This is a genomic window from Actinoplanes sp. NPDC051851, from assembly GCF_040681165.1.
In the GTDB taxonomy this organism is placed as follows: Bacteria; Actinomycetota; Actinomycetes; order Mycobacteriales; family Micromonosporaceae; genus Actinoplanes.
In genome coordinates this window covers 137,748-156,719 of record NZ_JBFAYF010000016.1, presented here as the reverse complement: position 1 = coordinate 156,719, position 18,972 = coordinate 137,748, and the positions used below count along the sequence as shown (strand labels likewise).

General features: G+C 68.7%; 17 protein-coding genes and 1 pseudogene. 5 read left to right on the top strand and 13 right to left on the bottom strand.

Annotated elements, in window-relative coordinates; all coding sequences use genetic code 11:
• The 9 genes from AB0M08_RS18165 to AB0M08_RS18125 form a co-directional block, all read right to left on the bottom strand.
• Nucleotides 1-389: homocysteine S-methyltransferase family protein (locus tag AB0M08_RS18165; protein WP_364494093.1), on the bottom strand; the 389-nt coding region annotated here is incomplete at its 3' end.
• Nucleotides 390-440: 51 nt separating this feature from the next.
• A complete protein-coding gene (locus AB0M08_RS18160) occupies nucleotides 441-1,376 on the bottom strand; it encodes a carbohydrate kinase family protein (RefSeq protein WP_364494082.1) in 936 nt (311 codons plus the stop codon).
• Between the two features lie 14 nt (nucleotides 1,377-1,390).
• Entirely contained in the window at nucleotides 1,391-2,866 is a 1,476-nt protein-coding gene (ahcY, locus tag AB0M08_RS18155; protein WP_364494080.1) for an adenosylhomocysteinase, read from the bottom strand.
• Between the two features lie 16 nt (nucleotides 2,867-2,882).
• The gene (gene metK, locus AB0M08_RS18150; RefSeq protein ID WP_364494078.1) at nucleotides 2,883-4,073 is read right to left on the bottom strand and encodes a methionine adenosyltransferase; all 1,191 of its coding nucleotides are present in this window, start codon (nucleotides 4,071-4,073) and stop codon (nucleotides 2,883-2,885) included.
• 9 nt (nucleotides 4,074-4,082) lie between these two features.
• Nucleotides 4,083-5,102, bottom strand: a complete 1,020-nt coding sequence (locus AB0M08_RS18145; RefSeq protein WP_364494076.1) for a pyridoxal-phosphate dependent enzyme — start codon at nucleotides 5,100-5,102, stop codon at nucleotides 4,083-4,085.
• A 3-nt stretch (nucleotides 5,103-5,105) separates the two neighbouring features.
• The gene (locus tag AB0M08_RS18140) at nucleotides 5,106-5,633 is read right to left on the bottom strand and encodes an N-acetyltransferase family protein (protein ID WP_364494074.1); all 528 of its coding nucleotides are present in this window, start codon (nucleotides 5,631-5,633) and stop codon (nucleotides 5,106-5,108) included.
• Nucleotides 5,626-6,441 carry a hypothetical protein gene (locus tag AB0M08_RS18135; protein WP_364494072.1) on the bottom strand — a complete coding sequence of 272 codons (816 nt, stop codon included), beginning with the start codon at nucleotides 6,439-6,441 and terminating at the stop codon, nucleotides 5,626-5,628. The genes AB0M08_RS18140 and AB0M08_RS18135 overlap by 8 nt, the downstream gene beginning before the upstream one ends.
• Nucleotides 6,422-7,450, bottom strand: a complete 1,029-nt coding sequence (locus tag AB0M08_RS18130; protein WP_364494070.1) for a class I SAM-dependent methyltransferase — start codon at nucleotides 7,448-7,450, stop codon at nucleotides 6,422-6,424. The genes AB0M08_RS18135 and AB0M08_RS18130 overlap by 20 nt, the downstream gene beginning before the upstream one ends.
• Nucleotides 7,447-8,805, bottom strand: a complete 1,359-nt coding sequence (locus tag AB0M08_RS18125) for a M20/M25/M40 family metallo-hydrolase (protein ID WP_364494068.1) — start codon at nucleotides 8,803-8,805, stop codon at nucleotides 7,447-7,449. The genes AB0M08_RS18130 and AB0M08_RS18125 overlap by 4 nt, the downstream gene beginning before the upstream one ends.
• A 120-nt stretch (nucleotides 8,806-8,925) precedes the next feature.
• Here AB0M08_RS18125 and AB0M08_RS18120 point away from each other — a divergent pair, with 120 nt between their 5' ends.
• A complete protein-coding gene (locus AB0M08_RS18120; RefSeq protein ID WP_364494066.1) occupies nucleotides 8,926-9,591 on the top strand; it encodes a LysE family translocator in 666 nt (221 codons plus the stop codon).
• Nucleotides 9,592-9,594: 3 nt separating this feature from the next.
• Here the strand turns inward: AB0M08_RS18120 and sbnB are convergent, their stop codons facing one another.
• The 3 genes from sbnB to AB0M08_RS18105 form a co-directional block, all read right to left on the bottom strand.
• Nucleotides 9,595-10,587, bottom strand: coding sequence for a 2,3-diaminopropionate biosynthesis protein SbnB (gene sbnB / locus AB0M08_RS18115; protein WP_364494064.1), 993 nt, complete (start codon nucleotides 10,585-10,587; stop codon nucleotides 9,595-9,597).
• Nucleotides 10,588-12,067: 1,480 nt separating this feature from the next.
• Nucleotides 12,068-12,832: a rod shape-determining protein gene (locus tag AB0M08_RS18110; RefSeq protein ID WP_364494062.1), complete on the bottom strand. Its 765-nt coding sequence runs from the start codon at nucleotides 12,830-12,832 to the stop codon at nucleotides 12,068-12,070.
• Between the two features lie 279 nt (nucleotides 12,833-13,111).
• On the bottom strand, nucleotides 13,112-13,939 hold the full coding sequence (locus AB0M08_RS18105; protein ID WP_364494060.1) for a hypothetical protein: 828 nt from the start codon (nucleotides 13,937-13,939) through the stop codon (nucleotides 13,112-13,114).
• 413 nt (nucleotides 13,940-14,352) lie between these two features.
• On the opposite strand from AB0M08_RS18105, the pseudogene AB0M08_RS18100 reads away from it, so the two are divergent.
• A pseudogene (locus AB0M08_RS18100) lies at nucleotides 14,353-16,245 on the top strand (glycoside hydrolase family 48 protein); the annotation flags it as partial.
• 68 nt (nucleotides 16,246-16,313) lie between these two features.
• On the opposite strand, the gene AB0M08_RS18095 reads toward AB0M08_RS18100, so the two are convergent.
• The gene (locus AB0M08_RS18095; protein ID WP_364494059.1) at nucleotides 16,314-17,468 is read right to left on the bottom strand and encodes a ring-hydroxylating oxygenase subunit alpha; all 1,155 of its coding nucleotides are present in this window, start codon (nucleotides 17,466-17,468) and stop codon (nucleotides 16,314-16,316) included.
• 180 nt (nucleotides 17,469-17,648) lie between these two features.
• On the opposite strand from AB0M08_RS18095, the gene AB0M08_RS18090 reads away from it, so the two are divergent.
• From AB0M08_RS18090 to AB0M08_RS18080, 3 genes are read left to right on the top strand one after another with little or no spacing between them, the layout of a single operon-like run.
• Nucleotides 17,649-18,413 (top strand): YbaB/EbfC family nucleoid-associated protein, encoded by a 765-nt coding sequence (locus AB0M08_RS18090; protein ID WP_364494057.1) that lies wholly within the window; start codon nucleotides 17,649-17,651, stop codon nucleotides 18,411-18,413.
• Nucleotides 18,410-18,784 carry a hypothetical protein gene (locus tag AB0M08_RS18085; RefSeq protein ID WP_364494056.1) on the top strand — a complete coding sequence of 125 codons (375 nt, stop codon included), beginning with the start codon at nucleotides 18,410-18,412 and terminating at the stop codon, nucleotides 18,782-18,784. The genes AB0M08_RS18090 and AB0M08_RS18085 overlap by 4 nt, the downstream gene beginning before the upstream one ends.
• Nucleotides 18,781-18,972: a hypothetical protein gene (locus AB0M08_RS18080; protein WP_364494055.1), complete on the top strand. Its 192-nt coding sequence runs from the start codon at nucleotides 18,781-18,783 to the stop codon at nucleotides 18,970-18,972. Before AB0M08_RS18085 ends, AB0M08_RS18080 begins: the two co-directional genes overlap by 4 nt.

The following is an 18,972-nucleotide window of genomic DNA, read 5'->3' as shown; positions in this document are numbered from 1 at the left end:
GAGAGGGTGACGTTCAGCGGGCCGATCGAGCCGGCCACGAACCGGGGACGGCCGTCCCGCTCGGTGGCCTCGTCGGCGGCCTGCCGGGCCAGCCGGACACCCTGCACGTTCATGTCCCGGACCAGGTGCTCCAGGCCGTAGTCGGCCTGCGCGATGCTGGTCGCGGTGAAGGTGTTGGTGGTGGTGATGTCGGCACCGGCCGCCAGGTACTGCCGGTGGACGTCGAGGATCACGTCGGGCCGGGTCAGGATCAGCAGGTCCGGGTCGCCGGTGACGTCCTTCGGATGACCCGGCGGAATCAGATCACCCCGGTAATCCTGTGGCGTGAGGTCGGCGCCCTGCAGCATCGTGCCCCAGGCGCCGTCGAGCACGGCGACGCGCTGCCGCAGCATCGCCTCGAGATCCGCCACCCGGCCGGCCGGATTCATCGGCTTCCCCCTTCAGATGCGCGTCGCCGTGGCGACCCGGAACGCGGACGGGTCGTACTCCTGGGACCCCGGCGCCGCCAGGGCCAGTGCCGCGACCGCGCTCCCCCGTTCGGCGGCACGGGTGGCACTCGCACCGGCGGCGGTCGCGCTGACGAAGCCCGCGCGGAACGCGTCACCGCTGCCTGTGGGGTCCGCCACGTGCGCGACGGGTACGGCCGGAACGTGAACCGCCTCGCCGTCCTGCACGACGCGGACACCCGCCGGGCCGAGTGTCGTGACGATGACCCCCACCTGCTGTTGCAACTCGGCGGAAGTCCAGCCGGTCTTGGACAGCAGCAGTTGATGCTCGTACTCATTGCTGAAGAGGTAGGCGGCGCCGGCCACGAACGCCCGTACCTGAGATCCGGTCATCCGGGCCAACTGTTGCGACGGATCCGCGCCGAAGGTCCATCCGCGGCGCCGGCAGGCGTCCGCGTGCCGCAGCATCGCCTCCGGGGTGTCCGGTGCGATGACGACCAGGCCGGGGTCACCGACCGCGGCGACCACCTGTTCAAGATCGATCCGCCCGGCCTCGGTCATCGCCCCGGGGTAGAAGGAGGCGATCTGGCAGAGCTTCTCGTCGGTGGTGCAGATGAAGCGGGCGGTCTGCGCGGTCTCGCTGACCCACACCTGGCTGCAGTCGACGCCGTGCCGCTCCAGCGACGGGCGGTATCCCGTGGTGAAGTCCGGCCCGACGGCTCCCACCAGAACCGGGCGCCCACCCAGCCGCGCGATTCCGTAGCAGATGTTCGCCGCCACACCGCCGCGGCGGACCTGCAGGTCCTCGACGAGGAACGACAGCGAGACCGCGGCGAGTTTGTCGGCGAGCAGGCTGTCGGCGAAGCTCCCCGCGAACGTCATGAGGTGGTCGGTGGCGATGGAGCCGGTCACGATGACGGGACTGCTCATGGTCGGACGCCTCCTCAGTAACGGTAGAGGTCGGACTTGTACGGGCCCTCGACGGCCACGCCGAGGTACGCGGCCTGCTCCTTGGTGAGCGTGGTCAGCGTGACGCCGAGCGCGTCCAGGTGCAGCCGGGCCACCTTCTCGTCCAGGTGTTTGGGCAGGACGTGCACGCCGACCGGGTACTCTCCGGTCTTGGTGAAGAGCTCGATCTGGGCGATCGTCTGGTTGGTGAAGCTGTTGCTCATCACGAACGACGGGTGGCCGGTGGCGTTGCCGAGGTTGAGCAGACGGCCCTCGGAGAGCACGATGATCGCGTGGCCGTCGGCGAAGCGCCATTCGTCGACCTGCGGTTTGATGCCGATTCTGGTGACGTCGCCGCGAGCCGCCAGGCCCGCCATGTCGATCTCGTTGTCGAAGTGACCGATGTTGCCCACGATGGCCTGGTGCTTCATCCGTGCCATGTGCTCGTGGGTGATCACGTCGAGGCAGCCGGTCGCGGTCACGAAGATGTCGGCGTACCCGACGACGTCGTCGATCGTGGTGACCTGGTATCCGTCCATCGCGGCCTGCAGCGCGCAGATCGGATCGACCTCGGCCACGATCACCCGGGCGCCCTGCCCGCGCAGTGACTCGGCGCATCCCTTGCCCACGTCGCCGTAGCCGCAGACGACGGCCACCTTGCCGCCGATCAGCACGTCGGTGGCCCGGTTGATGCCGTCGATCAGGGAGTGCCGGCATCCGTACCTGTTGTCGAACTTCGACTTCGTCACCGCGTCGTTCACGTTGATCGCCGGGAACAGCAGCGCGCCGTTCCGGTGCATCTCGTACAGCCGGTGCACTCCGGTGGTCGTCTCCTCGGTGACGCCTCTGATGCCCGCGGCCACGCGTGTCCATCGCCGGCCGTCCTCGTCGAGGCTGCGGTGCAGCAGTTCGAGGATCACCGCGTACTCCCGGGTGCCGGCCGACTCGACCGGCGGCACCGCTCCGGCCTTCTCGAACTCGGCACCCCGGTGGACGAGCAGGGTGGCGTCACCGCCGTCGTCGAGGACCATGTTCGGGCCCTGGCCGTCGGGCCACAGCAGCGCCTGCTGCGTGCACCACCAGTACTCCTCCAGGGACTCGCCCTTCCACGCGTACACCGGCACGCCGCGCGGGTCCTCGGGGGTGCCGTCGAGGCCCACGACGACGGCGGCGGCCGCGTGGTCCTGCGTGGAGAAGATGTTGCAGGAGGCCCAGCGCACCCGCGCGCCCAGCGCGGTCAGCGTCTCGATCAGCACCGCGGTCTGTACGGTCATGTGCAGCGACCCGGTGATACGTGCGCCTTGCAGCGGCCGACTAGGGCCGTACTCGGCACGCAGCGACATCAGACCCGGCATCTCGTGCTGGGCCAGCTCGATCTCCTTGCGGCCGAACGCCGCCGAGGACAGGTCCGCCACCCTGAAGTCGCCCTCGGCGAGAGGGCGGGACTGGTGCCGGACGGAAATCTCAGACATGGGGAACTCCTCGAATTCAGGCGTTTGCCAGCAGTCGCAGGTCGGCCGCACGGTCGGTGCGCTCCCAGGTGAGTTCGGGCAGCTCCCGGCCGAAGTGCCCGTACGCCGCCGTCCGCTGGTAGATGGGGCGCAACAGGTCCAGGTCCCGGACGATGGCGGCCGGGCGCAGGTCGAACGCCTCGCCGATGGCCTTCTCGATGCGGTCCACCGGGACGTTCTCGGTGCCGAAGGTCTCGACGAACAGGCTCACCGGGTGCGCCTTGCCGATGGCGTAGGCCACCTGCGTCTCACAGCGTTCGGCGAGGCCGGCGGCGACGACGTTCTTGGACACCCACCGCATCGCGTACGCCGCGGAGCGGTCCACCTTCGACGGATCCTTGCCCGAGAACGCGCCGCCGCCGTGCCGGGCGTACCCGCCGTACGTGTCGACGATGATCTTCCGGCCGGTGAGGCCGGCATCGCCCATCGGACCGCCGATCTCGAAGCGGCCGGTGGGGTTGACCAGCAGGCGGCAGCCGTCGTGGGCGATGTCGAGCCGCTCCAGCTCCGGGTCCAGCACGAATTTCCGTACGTCGGGCGCGAGCATGGTCTCCAGGGACACGTCAGCGGCGTGCTGCGTCGACACCACGACCGTGTCCAGGCGGATCGGCCGCCGGCCGTCGTACTCGACGGTCACCTGGGTCTTGCCGTCCGGGCGCAGGTACGGGATGGCGAGCTCCCTGCGGACCGTGGCAAGCCGCCGGGCGAGCCGGTGGGCCAGGGCGATCGGCAGCGGCATCAGCTCGGGCGTCTCCGAGCAGGCGAAGCCGAACATCATGCCCTGGTCCCCGGCGCCCTGGGCGTCGAGGACGTGCTCGGAGCCGTCGGCGCGATGCTCCATCGCGCTGTCCACGCCCCGGGCGATGTCCGGCGACTGGGAACCGATCGACACGCTGACGCCGCAGGAGGCGCCGTCGAAGCCCTTCGTCGACGAGTCGTAGCCGATGCGCAGGATGGTGTCGCGCACGATGCCGGGTATGTCGGCCCAGGCCTGCGTGGTGACCTCGCCGGCCACGTGCACCTGACCGGTCATGATCAGCGTTTCCACCGCGACCCGGCTGCGGGGGTCCCGCGCGAGCAGGGCGTCGAGAATGCCGTCGCTGATCTGGTCAGCGATCTTGTCCGGGTGACCCTCGGTCACCGACTCGGACGTGAACAGGCGGGACATCCACCCTCCTCATTGGGACACTGGCGACGTGAATCGGATCTCGTTGACGTCCATCCAGCGGTAGTCGTCGTCGAGCCGGATGTCCTGCTCGGCGATCCAGCTGTCGCTGTACAACGTCTCGCTGTACTCCCCGCCCCCGTCGGGACAGACGCAGACCGCCAGTCCCGTCTCGGGGTGCGCCATCAGGTGCCGCAGGCAGGCGGCCAGCGCGGCACCGCCCGAACCGCCGAGGAAGATGCCGGTCTGGTCCCGGAGCGAACGACAGGTCGCGATCGCCGCCGTGTCCCGGACCAGGATCTTCTCGTCGTAATGGGCGTCGTCGAGGAACTGTGACGGCCGGTTGGCGCCGATGCCGTTGAGCCGGCGCAGGTTCGGCGCCCCACCGAGCGCGATCGAGCCTTCGACGTCCACCGCCACGACCGTGGTGCCGGGGCTCTCCTCGCGGAACCGGTCGGACAGCCCGCGCAGGGTGCCGCCGGTGGAGACTGCGACGAAGACCGCGCCGATGGCGTCGTCGGCGTCCTTCAGGATCTCCGGTGCGGTCTCCCGGTAGTGCACCTGGGGGTTGGCCGCGTTGGCGTACTGGTTCGACCACACGGCGTCCGGGTTCTCCGCACAGATCTCGCGGACCCGGCGGATCCGTGACATGAGGTAGTTGCCGTACTCGTCGGCGGTGTCGATCGTCTCGATGGCGGCGCCGAACCGGCGCATCAGGGCGAGATTGCCGGGCGAGACCTTGGGATCGACGACGGCGATGAACTCGTGGCCCTGAAGGTGACACAGTGCCGCCATGGCCGCGCCGAGATTGCCGGAGGTGGATTCCACGATGGTGAGCTGCTCCCCCGGACGGGCCGCCTCGAGAACGTGCAGCAGGCTGTACGCGGTTCTGTCCTTGATCGATCCGAAGGGGTTGTACTCCTCTCGTTTGAGCAGGACCCGGCGGTGGTGGCGCCCCACCCTCACGAACAGTTCGTGCAGGGGGGTGCCACCGATGGTCAGCGAGTGCTCGACAGGCTCCCGGTCATTCATGAGTCACCTTCGTCTGTCGTCGGTGCTGTCGGTGAGCATCAGCTGGAAGAACAGGCAGTCGATGTATTCGCCCTCCATGAACACCAGGTCGCGCATGTGGCCGACCTGCTCGAAGCCGAACTTCCGCGCCAGGCGGATGCTCGCCTCGTTGTTCGCCCAGACCCGGTTGATCAGGCTGTGGAAACCCCGTTCCCGGGCCACCTCGATCATCAGCGTGCGCAGCTGGGTACCGACCCCGCTGCCGCGGGCGTCGCGGTGGACGTACGTCGCGAAGGTGGCCGTCCGGCTGAAGCACGGCTTGGCGTCGTACGGTGAGATGCACACCCAGCCCTGAATGCCGTGCCCGTCCTCAGCAACCCAGACCCCGTAGGGATCCGTGTGCCGGGCCAGCCAGGCATGGCGCTGATCCTCGGGGACATCCGACAGATCACACGTGGCGATGTGTTCCTCGACCGCCTGGTTGTAGATCCGCGTGATCATCGGTACGTCGTCGGCCGCGGCCGGGCGGATCTTTCCCGTGAATTCAGTCATCACCGTTCCCCACGACATCCATGGTCGACAGGATTTCCCGGTACGCGTCGGAGCAGTTGCGGACGACCTCGCGCAGCTCCACCGGGAACCAGTCGTCCGGGGGCGGCGTCTCGTCGGAAGCCACGAATCCCCTGCTGCCGAGCGCCGCCGCGTACCAGCGGCGCTGTTCGTCGCCGAGCTGCCCCAGCCGCAGGTGTGACGCGTCCGGCCAGGTCAGCATGGTCGGCTCGTACCGGAGTCCGAGGTGCCCGCACAGGGCCTCGACCGTCGCCGCGGGACAGGACCGCAGGCGCGCGACGTCGACGACGACGTACGGGATCTTCGCGTCGGTCATGTGCCGCAGCGCGGCCAGCAGGTCCGGCCATCCGGTCTCGGCGGCCGGGAAGCACCCGGGTTCACCGTCCAGTACGCGGCGGCGGATGCGGGAGGCGATGCTCAGGCGCGGTTCGCGCAGCGTCACGACGACCGGCAGGGTGGCGCGGGACACCAGCTCGTCGAGGCGGTCGCCGACCTGGAACGTCATCTCCTTGACGACGAGGCCGGGCCCGCGCGCCGTGCCGGTCAGCTCGCCGAGGTCGATCCGCCCCGCGGACCAGTCGATCGGCGCCACGTCGCCGTCCTGCCGGTGGTAGGCGCGGTCGAACGGTTCGTGCAGATACCACCGGAAGCGAGGGTGCTGCCAGAACGCTCGGGCGAGCGCCGTCGACGCCGCCCGCGGCGGCGAGAGGATCACCAGGATCGGGTCATCGCCGCCGTGGACGTACGCGCCGTGCTGCTCAGTCCTTGACTCAGTCCTTGACGAACGCATACCAGCACCAGCACCCGAGCTTGAACTCGTGGCTCAGACGCATCCCGTTGGCCTCGGCCTGGTCGAGGACCTCCTGCCGGGTGGGCAGGTAGGAGACCGGCTTGCGCAGGGCGAAGCGCAACTCCATGATCTCCTGGTCGTAGCTGCCGACCTTGGAGAGCGCGTACGCCACGCAGAAGGTGCCGCCGGGGCGGAGCACGCGCGCCGCGGTGCGCCACAACTCCTGCGGGTGCTGGAGGAAGTGGTACGCCCCGACGATCATGGCGCCGTCGAAGTGGTCGCTGCGCAGGAAGTCGAGGGGCTTCTCGAGGTTGCCCTGCACGACGCGGATCCGGTCGTCCTCGGCGTTGCGCTCGATCGCCGAGGTGACGAAGTCGCGACTGATCTCCACGCCCAGGACCTGCGCCCGCTCCCCGTCCGGCGCCGACTCCGCGAGCTCACGCAGCCCGAAGCCGGGACCGCAGGCGAGGTCGAGCAGTCTGCTTCCGGCGCCGACCACCTCGCGGACGGCCCGGACCCGCGAGTAGCGGTAGAACGGGGCCTGCAGGACCTCCTCCCACAGCGCCAGGTTCGCGGCGTCGAAGCTCGCCGAGACGGGGTTCGCCTCTGTGGTGAGCGCATTGAGGATGCCCGAGTAGTTCTCGCTGTGCTGCAGCTCCTCGAACGTCCTCTTGCCGGTGGCCGTGAAGATCAGCTGCTCGTCCAGGTCACGGTCGGCGGGCCCGTCAGGGACGACCGTGTACCGGGCGGGCGACCCGGAGGTGCGGGTCAGGGCGCCGTACTTGGTGAGCGCGTCGAGCAACAGGCCCGCGACCCACACCTTGTCGGGTACGACGCCGGCGCGCTCGGCGAACTCGTCGAGGCTGGTCTCCTTATCCAGGTGGTCGAGGATGCCGTGGTCGAGTGCGGTCCGGTAGACGATGTCGTAGCAGGCCTTGCGGTACTCCAGGTACGCGCGGTCCATCTCCTGCGGTTCGAGGTCGGCGATGTCCTTGTCGGTGGTCGTCACAGCGGGGTCCTTTCCGAGAGGTCGCCGATGATCCGCGCGGACGCGCGGGTGCCGGCGAGGAAGAGGGAGACCTTCGTGGACTCGTTCGGTGCGTGGTGGTTCTCGTCGGTCGGCGCGAACGGCAGCATGATGCTGGGGACGCCGAGCAGTTTGGTGAAGACGTAGTCCGGCGTGGTGCCGGCGAGGCTGGGTACGCGCAGCGGGCGCTTGCCGAAGCCGTAGCCGACGGCGTCGCTGACGACATCGGCGAGCGGCAGGTCGATGGGCGTACGGGACGGCGGCTGGGAGAAGAGTTTCGTGACGCTCACGCCGTCGAAACCGTTGTCCGCCACGAAGTCCCGGATCGCCGCGAACACCTCGTCGGGATCCTGGTTGCCCACCAGGCGCATGTCGACCTTGCCGATCGCGGTGGTGGGGATGAGCGTCTTCACCCCGGCGCCGACGTGGCCGCCGCCGATACCGGAGATGTTGAAGCTCGGCTTGTAGAGCAGGCGCTCGTAGTACGGCTCCTGGTGACGGGCCGACAGCGGTTCCATGCCGGTCTGGCCGCGGAAGCCCTCCTCGTCGAAGGTGAGCCGGGACAGTGCGGCGCGTTCCGCCGGGGTGACCGGCGGGAGACCCTTCTCCGTGCCGGGAACGGCGAGATGCCCGTCCGGGCCGAACATCGCGGTGAACACCCGGCACAGCTGGAGGATCGGGTTCTCCACCACCCCGCCGAAGTTGCCCGAGTGCAGCGGCTGCCGCGGGCCGGTGGCGTGGAACTCCATGCAGAGCGCCCCGCGCACGCCGAACAGCAGTGCGGGCCGGTCGCCGGCGAGCATGGGGCCGTCGGAGTAGACGCAGAGGTCCGCGCCGAGGTCGTCGCGCCGGCGCTCGATGAACTCGGGCAGGTGAGGGCTGCCGACCTCCTCCTCGCCCTCCAGGATCATCTTGACCCTGATCGGCAGTCCGCCGCCCTCGCGCTGCCACCACTGAATGGCGTTGAGATGGGCGAGGAACTGCGCCTTGTTGTCCCCGGAACCCCGCGCGAAGATACGATCGCCGCGGCGCACGGGCTCGAACGGATCGGTGTCCCATCCCGGCTGGTCCTTCGCTGGAAACACGTCGTAGTGCCCGTACATGAGCAGGGTGAACGGCGCGCCGTCCGGCCCCGCGGTGGCGAACACGACGGGATTTCCGGACGTTTCCTCGATACTCACCGCCATCCCGGCCTCTTCGCACTTGGCCGCCGCGGCCTCGGCCATCCGGCGCAGGTCGGGGCCACCCTCGGCGGCCACGGCGGGGATGCGAATGAACTCTTCCAGTTGTCTGACAAAATAGTCGCGGTTGGTTCGCAGGTAGGTGTCGAGTGACACGATCGCCCCTTTTCGTGATCATTTGAGACGGAATCATTGGGTTCGGGTTACGGTTCCGGTAGGCTTACCGGACAGTGCTCGAATGACGTCGGCCGTCCCGTTGCAGACCGGAGGGGAAGGATGCCGAACAACTATCTGGCATATCTGGGGTTTGCCGTGCTGGTGGTTCTCGCACCGGGGCCGGACTTCGCGGTGGTGACGAAGAATTGCCTGATCCACGGGCGCCGCGGACGGTTACCGGGACTGGCGACGAGCCTCGGCGTGGTGACCAGCCTCATCGTTCAAGGAATTGCCGCCGCGGCCGGAGTTGCCGCATTGGTGGTCCGTTCGGAGATCATCTTCAACGTCATCAAATACGTCGGTGCCGCATATCTCGGATATCTCGGCATCCAGGCCCTTGTTTCCGCGATCCGGCGGCGCTCCGGTAACGCCGGTCCGGAAGAGGTGCGGAACGGCGGCGACGCCTCCACACCATTACGCACGATCCTGCTGAAGGCGTTTCGCCAGGGATTCCTGTCCAACATCAGCAACCCGAAGGTTCTGGCCTTCTACTTCTCGTTGCTTCCCCAATTCGTCGACACGCACAAAGCCGTGGCCTTTCAGGTGGGCCTGCTGGCCTTCACGCACGCGCTGCTGGCATTGATGTGGTTGTTCTGCGTGGTTCTGGTCCTGGACCGACTGAGCGCCCTGGTGCAGCGACCCGCCGTGCGCCGCTCGATCGAGGGCCTGACCGGTGTGGCGCTGATCGGGTTCGGCGTCCGCCTGATGACCTCCTCCAGCGCGTGACCGTCACGGCAGGAACCCGTCGACGGCCAGCCCGAGGCCGTTCTCGACGGCCCGGGCGTGCACGAAACGGGCCACGGCGAGATCCAGCACACCCAGGCCGAACGGGGAGAAGACCGTGACGCGGTCCGCCAGCCGGGGCACCGGATCGGGCCGTTCCAGCAGGCCGCCGATCGTGTCACGGATGAAGTTGGTGTGCCCCACCCGCTGCTGCGCGCGGTGCACGGAGGTCTGCTCCCGGCAGACGTGGCCCACGTCGTCGACCACGTTGTCCGCGCGCAGAATGGCGTCGGCGGTGAGGTCGCGGAGAGACACGTGCAGAACGAGAGCGCCCGGCTCGACGTCCCGCAGATCCAGATGCGGCTCCACCGCGGTGGTCGCGATCGACAACAGCGACTCGCCCGCCATCGCGGCACGAATGTCCGCCGCCACCTGAACGCGAAGATCCGGCCATGCCCGCCCGACCCGCCGGCCGCATTCCTCCGCCCTGCCCCGATCGGTGTCGAACAGGGTGACCACGGCGAGCCCCGGAACCGTGCGGCGCAGAAACCGCAGGACCTCGACGTTGATAACGCCGCACCCGATGAGGGCGACCGAGGTGTCCGGGGTCTCCGCCCGCGGCAGCAGGCGTGCGGCCAGCGCGGCGCCGGCGCCGGTGCGGCGGGCCGAGATGGCGGACCCCTCGATGACGGCGGTCGGCCGGCCGGTCTCGGTGTCGTTGAGAACGATCAGCGCACTGGCTCTCGGGATGCCCCGCTCGACGTTCCCCGGAAAGGACGCTATCCACTTGATGCCGGCCGTCTCCGACTTGCCGTCCAGGAAGCCGGGCAGCCCGATGATACGGTTTCTGTCGTTCCCCGGAAAGCGGAGGAAAACGGAGTACGGAAGCGCGGAAGCACCGCTGAAATGTGATCGATAAGCCTCGGCCACGGTGTCAACTATGTCAGTGTCACGATCGGCCAGCACGGACATCACTTCGCCGTGCGAGATGACAAGCATATCTTCTCCACGATGGGGATTCGTCGACCGCTATGGCGAACAGGGCGGCAGAAGTCATAGCGGAAAATGTCGGATTGACTAGGGATGCCCGGAGCCTCGGTGACCGGGTCTTCGCCATCGCTGCCATCGCCGCCATCGCCGCAGGAGGACACCGAGCGCGGGAATTATTTCGCTGCCCTCCGATTTCCGCACGCCGTCGCGCTTGTCATCACAACTGGGCGGCACATGCGGCGGCAACGGAGGTGCCACGTCGTCCAGGCCGAAGAAGTTCACGTGTCCTCCTTTGCGCCGGTATGGATCGGCAATGACGGGAATGGAAATGAGCACAGCGTGCTAGCGGATTGACATCCAAAGCGTTATCCGTGGCCGGACCGGCCCACATCACCGGATCTCCGCATCGTCGATCCGCTCCATCATGGACCGCCTGTTCTGACGTCTGCAACAGCTCGGAACATCTTTCTGGATAACTTCGACTAACATGGTGAAGATTTGATCACACGCCGCATGCGGTGTGGCGCAGATCACGTTTAGCCGTAGATCGGCACTGGAGCTGCCCTATCGGGCGCACTTGATCAATGCATATTCGCCGCGAGTCCCGCGGATTTTTGCCATATGCCGCACCAGCCGGACAGCAAGAGTGCACCGAACCGGTTTTCACTAAATGCAAGGCCGCCCTTTTGTCATTCCGCACGGCAGGCACGACCACGTCATGCCGGTGCCAATGCAGATGCAGATGCCGATGCAGGAACCACCCCTCCCCCTTCACCGCCCCCACATCAAGACCGCCAAGCTCTTTCGGGCGTACGCCTCCCTCCCAGCGACAGAGCACCGGCTGACAGTGCTGGAGTTTGAGATGCGCAGATCCACCCGGGCCCTCACCATCGCCGCCGGAGCCGTGGCCGTCGTCGCCATCGCCGGGGTGTCCGCCGCCACGGCCTTCGGGCTGATCGTGGACGCCTCGCGCCTCTCCCGCACAGTCCGTGGACGCCTCGCGCCCCTCCCGCACGGTCCATGTACCCGCCGCCCCCTGGGCTGCCGAACTGCATCGCCGTAAGGCGCGTGACCCGGGCCAACGCGAGCCGGACGGCGGCCGACGAACCCGGCAACCCGTGAGCGTGCCGATTTCGGGTTCGCTACGGCACCGAACTTCACACACGAGCGTGCACCACGACAGCGTGGGGATTACGGGCATGGAGCGCGACCCAAGTTCACACGCGGAACGGAACGCCGCTCACTCCGGACGAAACGCACCCCTTGTCGGACGCTATCGGACGCCACGTGCGGGCCACACCCCGCGAGATCCCGCGAGGCGATGCCGAGACGACGACACCGCCCGCTTCAACCGGCGAGCCCGGCCCCGGACCGGATCCGTCACGGTCAGGGTCGGGCTCAGCGGTGCAACGGCGTCAGTCCAGCACGGGGTGACGCGGCGTAGACACGTCAGTTCAGCGCCGGATGACGCAACGCGACCGCGTCAGTTCTACGCCGGATGGCGCAACGCGGACGCGGCGGCGAGGCCAGCGCCGGTGAGGGCGGTCTCGCGTGGGGTGACCGCGCGGTGCACCCGTATCCCCAGAGTGCCGGCCATCGACACCGGCAGGCCCGGGTGGGACGCGCCGTCGCCGACCAGCAGCAGGCCTCGTGCGGTGGCCTCAGCCAAGCCGGCCTCGGGAGCGGTCGCCCGGAGTTCGCCGAGGTGCTCGACGACGGTCTGGGCGAGCGTACCGAAAGTGGCGCCGCGGTCGAGGTCACGGGTGCCGATGTCGGTGCGGCGGGCCGCGACGAGCCGGCCGTCCTCGAGCAGGGCGGTCTCGGTCACCTCGGCGCCGACGTCGGCGATCAGCAGGCTGCCCGCGGTCGCGCCGGCACCGATCGCGGCGGCCCGGACGGTGTCGATGAAGAGCACCTGGCGGGGCGTGAACGCGGCGTCGAGGACCCGGCGCATCAGGGCGTGGTCCGCGTCGGTGGAGAGCACCGGGCGGCAGGCCACCACGACGTCGGGGGCGCGCAGCGGCTGCGGGTACCGCTCGACGAGCTGCGTCAGCATGCTGATGCAGCCGTCCACGTCGGCCACCCGGCCGCGGTGGATGACGGCGTGGCCGCGGGTGGCGTCGTCGCTGGTGAAGCTGCTGACCACGCCGTGGTGGGAGGCCCAGACTCCGGTGGTGCTGCTGCCCAGGTCCACCGCGACGGCGGTGGCGGGAACGGGCAGGGAGACCGTAGTCCGGTCAATGGATGCGATCACAAATTTACCTTTCGGGAATAGGTTTGTACCACGTCGGAAACGAGTCGTGACACGAATGGTTTCGGGGCGCGGAATACCGCCATGCGCGGAACCCGCATGTAAAGAGAAACGCCTGCTGGGCTCGGAGAACCCAGCAGGCGCCGTAACGTCTCTGGCGAATCAAAACTGCGAGACGGTCACCGTATCACAGGAATTCGCGTTCGCGCCGATGATTTATCGGCGCGCCCGGGTAATGCGCAATGATCACGGCCGGACCGGGGCCGGCCGTGATCATTAGGGTCATGCCGACAGGCGCTCCGCGAGGGCCTGGGCGACCCTCTCGGCGCTGTCCTGCGGGATGGCCGCGGCGATCAGGTTCGGGTCCAGTCCGGCCAGGATGCCGGCGATGACCTCCTGCTCGTCGAAGTCCTTGCCGGCAGCGGTGGCCGCGTACGCCCGGGTCGTGTACAGCATGTTGTAGATGTTCTGGAGGAAGGAGCCGCCCGCCCACTCGGCGTTCGGGGTGCCGTCCGCGTTCTTGCTGTTCGCGGTGCTCGGCGAGGCGATCACGCCGTCCGTGCCCAGCGTCGCCTGGGTCATCAGCCTGCGGACGTCGCCGTCCTTGAGCGCGTTCTCCAGGTACTTGGTGAACGTGGCCTGATCCATGTCGTCGTCCTCCTCCAGCAGCCCCCACGGGCTGGTGTCGCTCTCCTGCGCCGTGGTGTACCGGGCGGAGAAATGGGCGTGTTCGGTGTGCGGGCTGGACCCGTCGTAGTCACGCCACGTCCAGCCCCAGGACCGGCTCGCGATCTTCCGGTTGTAGATCACGTTCTGCAGCCGGTCGTCCTTGCCCGCGCGGTGCCGGCCGACGATCACGTCGACGGCGCGCTTCATCGTCCAGCCGGACCTGCGCAGGTCGGAGTCCACATCGATGGCGTGGACCTCGTTCTTCGCGTCGGCGTCCTCGTACGGCGTCGCACCGGTCTCGTCCGGATTGTGATCCGAACTGGACGAGGCGTGCGCCGCGTCCCCGATCGAGCCGTCGCTGGCATGATCGCGGTCCGGCGCCAGCCGGTTGAACTCGGTCCGGAGCGTGACCAGGCACGGAACCAGGATCCAGTCGGCCATCGACGACCTCCTCATAACGCACTAGGCGACTCTTTCCCTCCAAAGCGGGCAATGATAGCCAAGCGCCATGGAACGCCGCGTTCTTTATCCAAGGAGCCGATCGCCCAAACACCCCGTCTTGCACTGGGAGCGCTCCCATGTCACGATCGACGTCACTGTTTCGGCGGTGTTTCGGCGCCTTTGGGCTGCTTGGACACCGCCCCGCGCCTCTCCCCCGGAGGCCCGACAGCGGCGTGCCGACATCCCTGACCGCGCGACACGCGCGGCCGGCCCGCCGCGAGGAGGACTGCATGGCTCCCCTGTCCCGAAGAGGATTCGTCCTCGCGGTCGGTGGCACCATCGCCGCCGCCGCGACCGGCGCCGCTCAGGCGTTCTCGGTCAGACCGGCGCTCGCCGCGGACGAGTACTCGCAGAGGTTCCTCGACCAGTACGCCAAGATCAAGGCCGCCGCGAGCGGCTACTTCAGCCCGCAAGGCGTGCCGTACCACTCGGTCGAGACGCTGATGGTGGAGGCCCCCGACCACGGTCACGAGACCACGTCGGAGGCGTTCAGCTACTGGATGTACCTCGAGGCGACGTACGGCCGGGTGACCGGCGACTGGGCCCCGTTCAACGCCGCCTGGGCCGCCGCCGAGAAGTACATCATCCCCACCGCTGCCGACCAGCCCACCAACGCGTCGTACAACCCCGCCGCCCCGGCCACCTACGCCCCCGAGCACCCCGACGTCTCCGACTACCCGAGCGCGCTCGACAAGAGCGTGGCGGTCGGCCAGGACCCGATCGCCACCGAACTCAAGTCCGCCTACGGCACCGCCGACATGTACGCGATGCACTGGCTGCTCGACGTGGACAACGTCTACGGATACGGCACCACCGCCGGCACCGGCGGCGAGAACGGCCCGAGCGCCCCCGGCCCCTGCTACATCAACTCCTACCAGCGCGGCTCCCAGGAGTCCGTCTGGGAGACGGTGCCACAACCGAGCACAGACCTTTTCCGGTACGGCGGTCCGAACGGCTATCTCGACCTGTTCACCGGCGATAGCGGCTACGCACAGCAGTGGAAGTACACCAATGCGCCGGACGCCGACGCACGGGCGGTCCAGGCCGCGTACTGGGCGCTGAAATGGGCGACCGACCAGGGCAACGCGAGCGCGATCTCCGCCTCCGTGGCGAAGGCCGCGAAGATGGGCGACTACCTGCGCTACGCGTTCTTCGACAAGTACTTCAAGCAGATCGGGAACTGCACCAGCCCGACCGGATGCGCCGCCGGCTCCGGCAAGAACTCCGCGCACTACCTGCTCGGCTGGTACTTCGCGTGGGGCGGCGCCGAGCCGGGCGGCGGCTGGGCGTGGCGGATCGGCGACGGCGCGGCACACCACGGATACCAGAACCCGGTGGCCGCCTGGGCGCTCTCCACCCAGAGTTCGTTCGCCCCGAAGTCGGCCACCGGCAAGACCGACTGGTCGACCAGTCTCACCCGTCAGATCGAGTTCCTCCGCTGGCTCCAGTCGGCCGACGGCGCGATCGCCGGCGGCGCCACCAACAGCTGGGACGGCGCGTACGCCACACCCCCGGCGGGCACCCCGACCTTCTACGGCATGGCGTACGACTGGCAGCCCGTCTACCACGACCCGCCGAGCAACAACTGGTTCGGCATGCAGGCCTGGGCGATGGAACGCTGGGCCGAGTACTACTACCTGACCGGGAACGCCACGGTGAAGACGGTCCTCGACAAGTGGGTCGCCTGGGTCTCCACGAAGATCACCGCCGACCCGTCCACCGGCGACTTCAGCATCCCGTCCACGCTCTCCTGGTCCGGCCAGCCCGACACGTGGAACCCGTCCAGCCCCGGCGCCAACGCGAGCCTGCGGGCTTCGGTGACCGAGTACGGCCAGGACGTCGGCGTGACCGCGGCCCTGGTCAAGACCCTGCTCTACTACGCCGCCAAGTCCGGCTCCACGGCCACCCAGACGCTGGCCAAGAACCTCCTCGACGCCCTCTCCACGCACACCACCGACCGGGGCATCGCGGTCGCCGAGACCCGCACCGACTACTCCCGCTTCGACGACCCGGTCTACATCCCGTCCGGCTGGACCGGCACCATGCCCAACGGCGACCCGATCGACTCCGGCTCCACCTTCCTGTCGATCCGCTCCTTCTACGAGTCCGACCCGGACTTCCCGAAGGTCCAGGCGTACCTGAACGGCGGCGCCGCCCCGTCCTTCACCTACCACCGCTTCTGGGCGCAGGCCGACATCGCCATGGCCTTCGCCGTCTACTCCGAGCTCTTCGCCTCCGCGACATAGCCGTCCCACCGAGACCGCCCCACCGAGACAGCGGAGCCGGACCCGGTTGCGGGTCCGGCTCCGCCCGGTCACCCGGCCGCCAGCCTCTCGTACGCCGCCAGCACCAGCCCGTGGAAGTGGTGGACGCCGTGCTCGGAGAGGCCGGAGCCGTCCGGGTCGTACACGATGCGGCCCTGATCGAAAGCGGGCGTCGCCATCCCCCGCTGGACGCTCTCCACGATCGCGATGTCCTGCTGCTGCAACACCTCGTCGATGTAGCGGACCGCCCCCACCTCGGCCTCCTCCAGCCGATCGGTCTCGAAGTAGAAGTCCCAGATCTCCCGCGTCCGGTCCGGCCCGTCCGGGAGGATCTGCAGCACCATGACGTTGCCGCGACCCGGGTAGCGCAGCAGGCAGGTGTTCGGCCACAACCACCAGACCGCGTGCTGGGTGACCGACGCGCCGGTGACGTCGTACGCGGCGTACTCTTCCTTCCCCGGCTCGGCCTTCCCCGCCTCGGCGAAGTGGCTGGACCAGATGCCGTGCGTACGGACCTCATAGGTGTCCATCTCGACGAGCGCGACGAACTCCCGGTGCGCGATGTGGCAGTGGTAGCACTCCAGGAAGTTGTCGACGACGTTCTTCCAGTTCGACCGGATGTCGTAGGTGAGCCGCTTCGCGAAGGTCAGATCCGCCACGTCCGGCGCCCAGCGCTCGATCTCGGCGGCCAGGTCCGGCGCCTGCTCGGCGAGGGGTCGCGCGCCCGGGTCGAGGTTGACGTAGACGAACCCGCCGAACTCCTCGGCGAGCACCCGGTCGAGGCAGATCTCCGACTTGTCGAAGTCGGTCATCGCACCGGTGTGCCGGGCATTGCGGAGCTTCCCGTCCAGGTCGTACACCCAGGCGTGGTAGGGGCAGACGATCGTGCCGGTCGTCCCCGCCCCGCTCAATAGCTCATGGGCCCGGTGCTTGCAGACGTTGTAGAACGCCCGCAGTTCGCCGCTCCTGTCGCGGACCAGGGCGATCGGCCGCCCGGCGATGGTCACCGCGACGTAGCTGCCCGGCGCTCGCAGCCTCTCCACGTGACAGACCCACTGCCAGGTCCGCTCGAAGATCCCCTTCAGATCCGCTTCCAGCCACTTCCCTTCCGTGTACGCCTCGGCGCGAAGCGAACTCGACCGCCCCGGGTCCGGGTGGTACCCCGCACCGATCTCCGCCACGTCCTGCCCGTTCACCACCGTCATGCCAGGCACGCTAGATCCATTTGTACGACCGTTCAAGACTTGACTGTACGATCGTACAAAAGCGGCCAGCCGCGCCAGGCCGCCGACATCGACGTCCTTCGCAATCGCCTTCACCGAGTGACCGGTACCGATCGGTCGCCGGGCACCGGTAGTCTCGTGACCTACTCGGGAAGGGACGTGATGGCAGCCGACACGCCGACCCCAGAGGCGGAGCAGACCCGTCGGATGGAGGAGCTGCGCACGCTGGTCTCCTCCACCGCCGAGCGCGCCACCTCCCCGGACCACGCGGTGACCGTGACCGCCGGGCCCCGGGGCGCGGTACTCGACATAGAACTAACCTCGCGGGCCGCGCGCCTGAGCGCCGAGACGCTCGGCCCGCTGATCGCCGCAACCGCACGGCAGGCCGCCGAGCAGGCACGCGAACGCCTGGACACCGGTCTGACGGAGCTGGGCGTACGCAACAACGGTGTCGGTGCCGCCCTGCACGGCGAGCTGCCGGAGATCCCGCCGCTGGAGTTACCGCCGCTCGACGAGGGCGACACGACGGCGCCGACCTTCGCGCTGGATCCGGGGTTCCCCTCCTTCGAGGGCCTGGAGCAGGCGATGGGGAAGCTGACCATCGACGCGCAGGAGCGCTGGGCGGCGTACGAGCGGACCCGCGAGGAGTTCACCCGGCTGACCGGGACCGGCTCGTCGGCGGGCGGGGCGGTCCGAGCCACCGTCACCCAGCAGGGCCTGTCCACGGTGACCATCGACCCGGCGGCGCTACGGCACGGCATGACCCAGCTCGGCCGGCTCGTGCTGACCGCGGTGCATCAGGCCGACGCCGACATGGCGGCCGCCTCCGCCGGGGTCGCGCAGACCGCGGCCGGTCCCCGGCTGGACCTCGCGGCGATGGTCCGGGAGCACCTTCCGGAGGAGTTCGCCACACGGGAGGAGCGATGAGCGAGGCACAGACGCCCAACGGGGGCAGCGACGGCGGCGAGGGCAGCTACCAGGTCGACCTGGAGGAAATCAAGAAGGCGCAGGCCACGCTCCGGCGACTGCACGAGCGCACCGTGGCACTGCTCGACCTGGCCGCCGACGCCGATCCGGACTGGGGCGTGTGGGGCCTGGTCGGCGCCCCGTTCGCGGTCTGGTACTGGCAGTACGCCGGTGATCTCTTCGAGAACATGCACAACATGGGCGAGGCGCTGGACAGCAACGTCAAGGCGCTCGGGTGGACCGGCGAGGCGTACGAGGGCGCCGACGACGCGATGGCCGAGGCGCTGGCGAAGATCCAGCGCGAACTCGACACGAAGGGGATGCCCGGGTGAGCGGCGGCACCGATCCGGCGAGCGACAGCGACGTCCGCAACGACCTGGCCGAGGGCCACGCTTCAGCGGGCGGCGTGGTGGGTGTCACCGGCAGTGCCGGCAACTACGGCGCCAGTGGCTCCGTCGACATCGGCGGCGTCGACATCCTGCGCTTCGACGCGGCCAAGGACCTCCCCGCTCGCCGATGA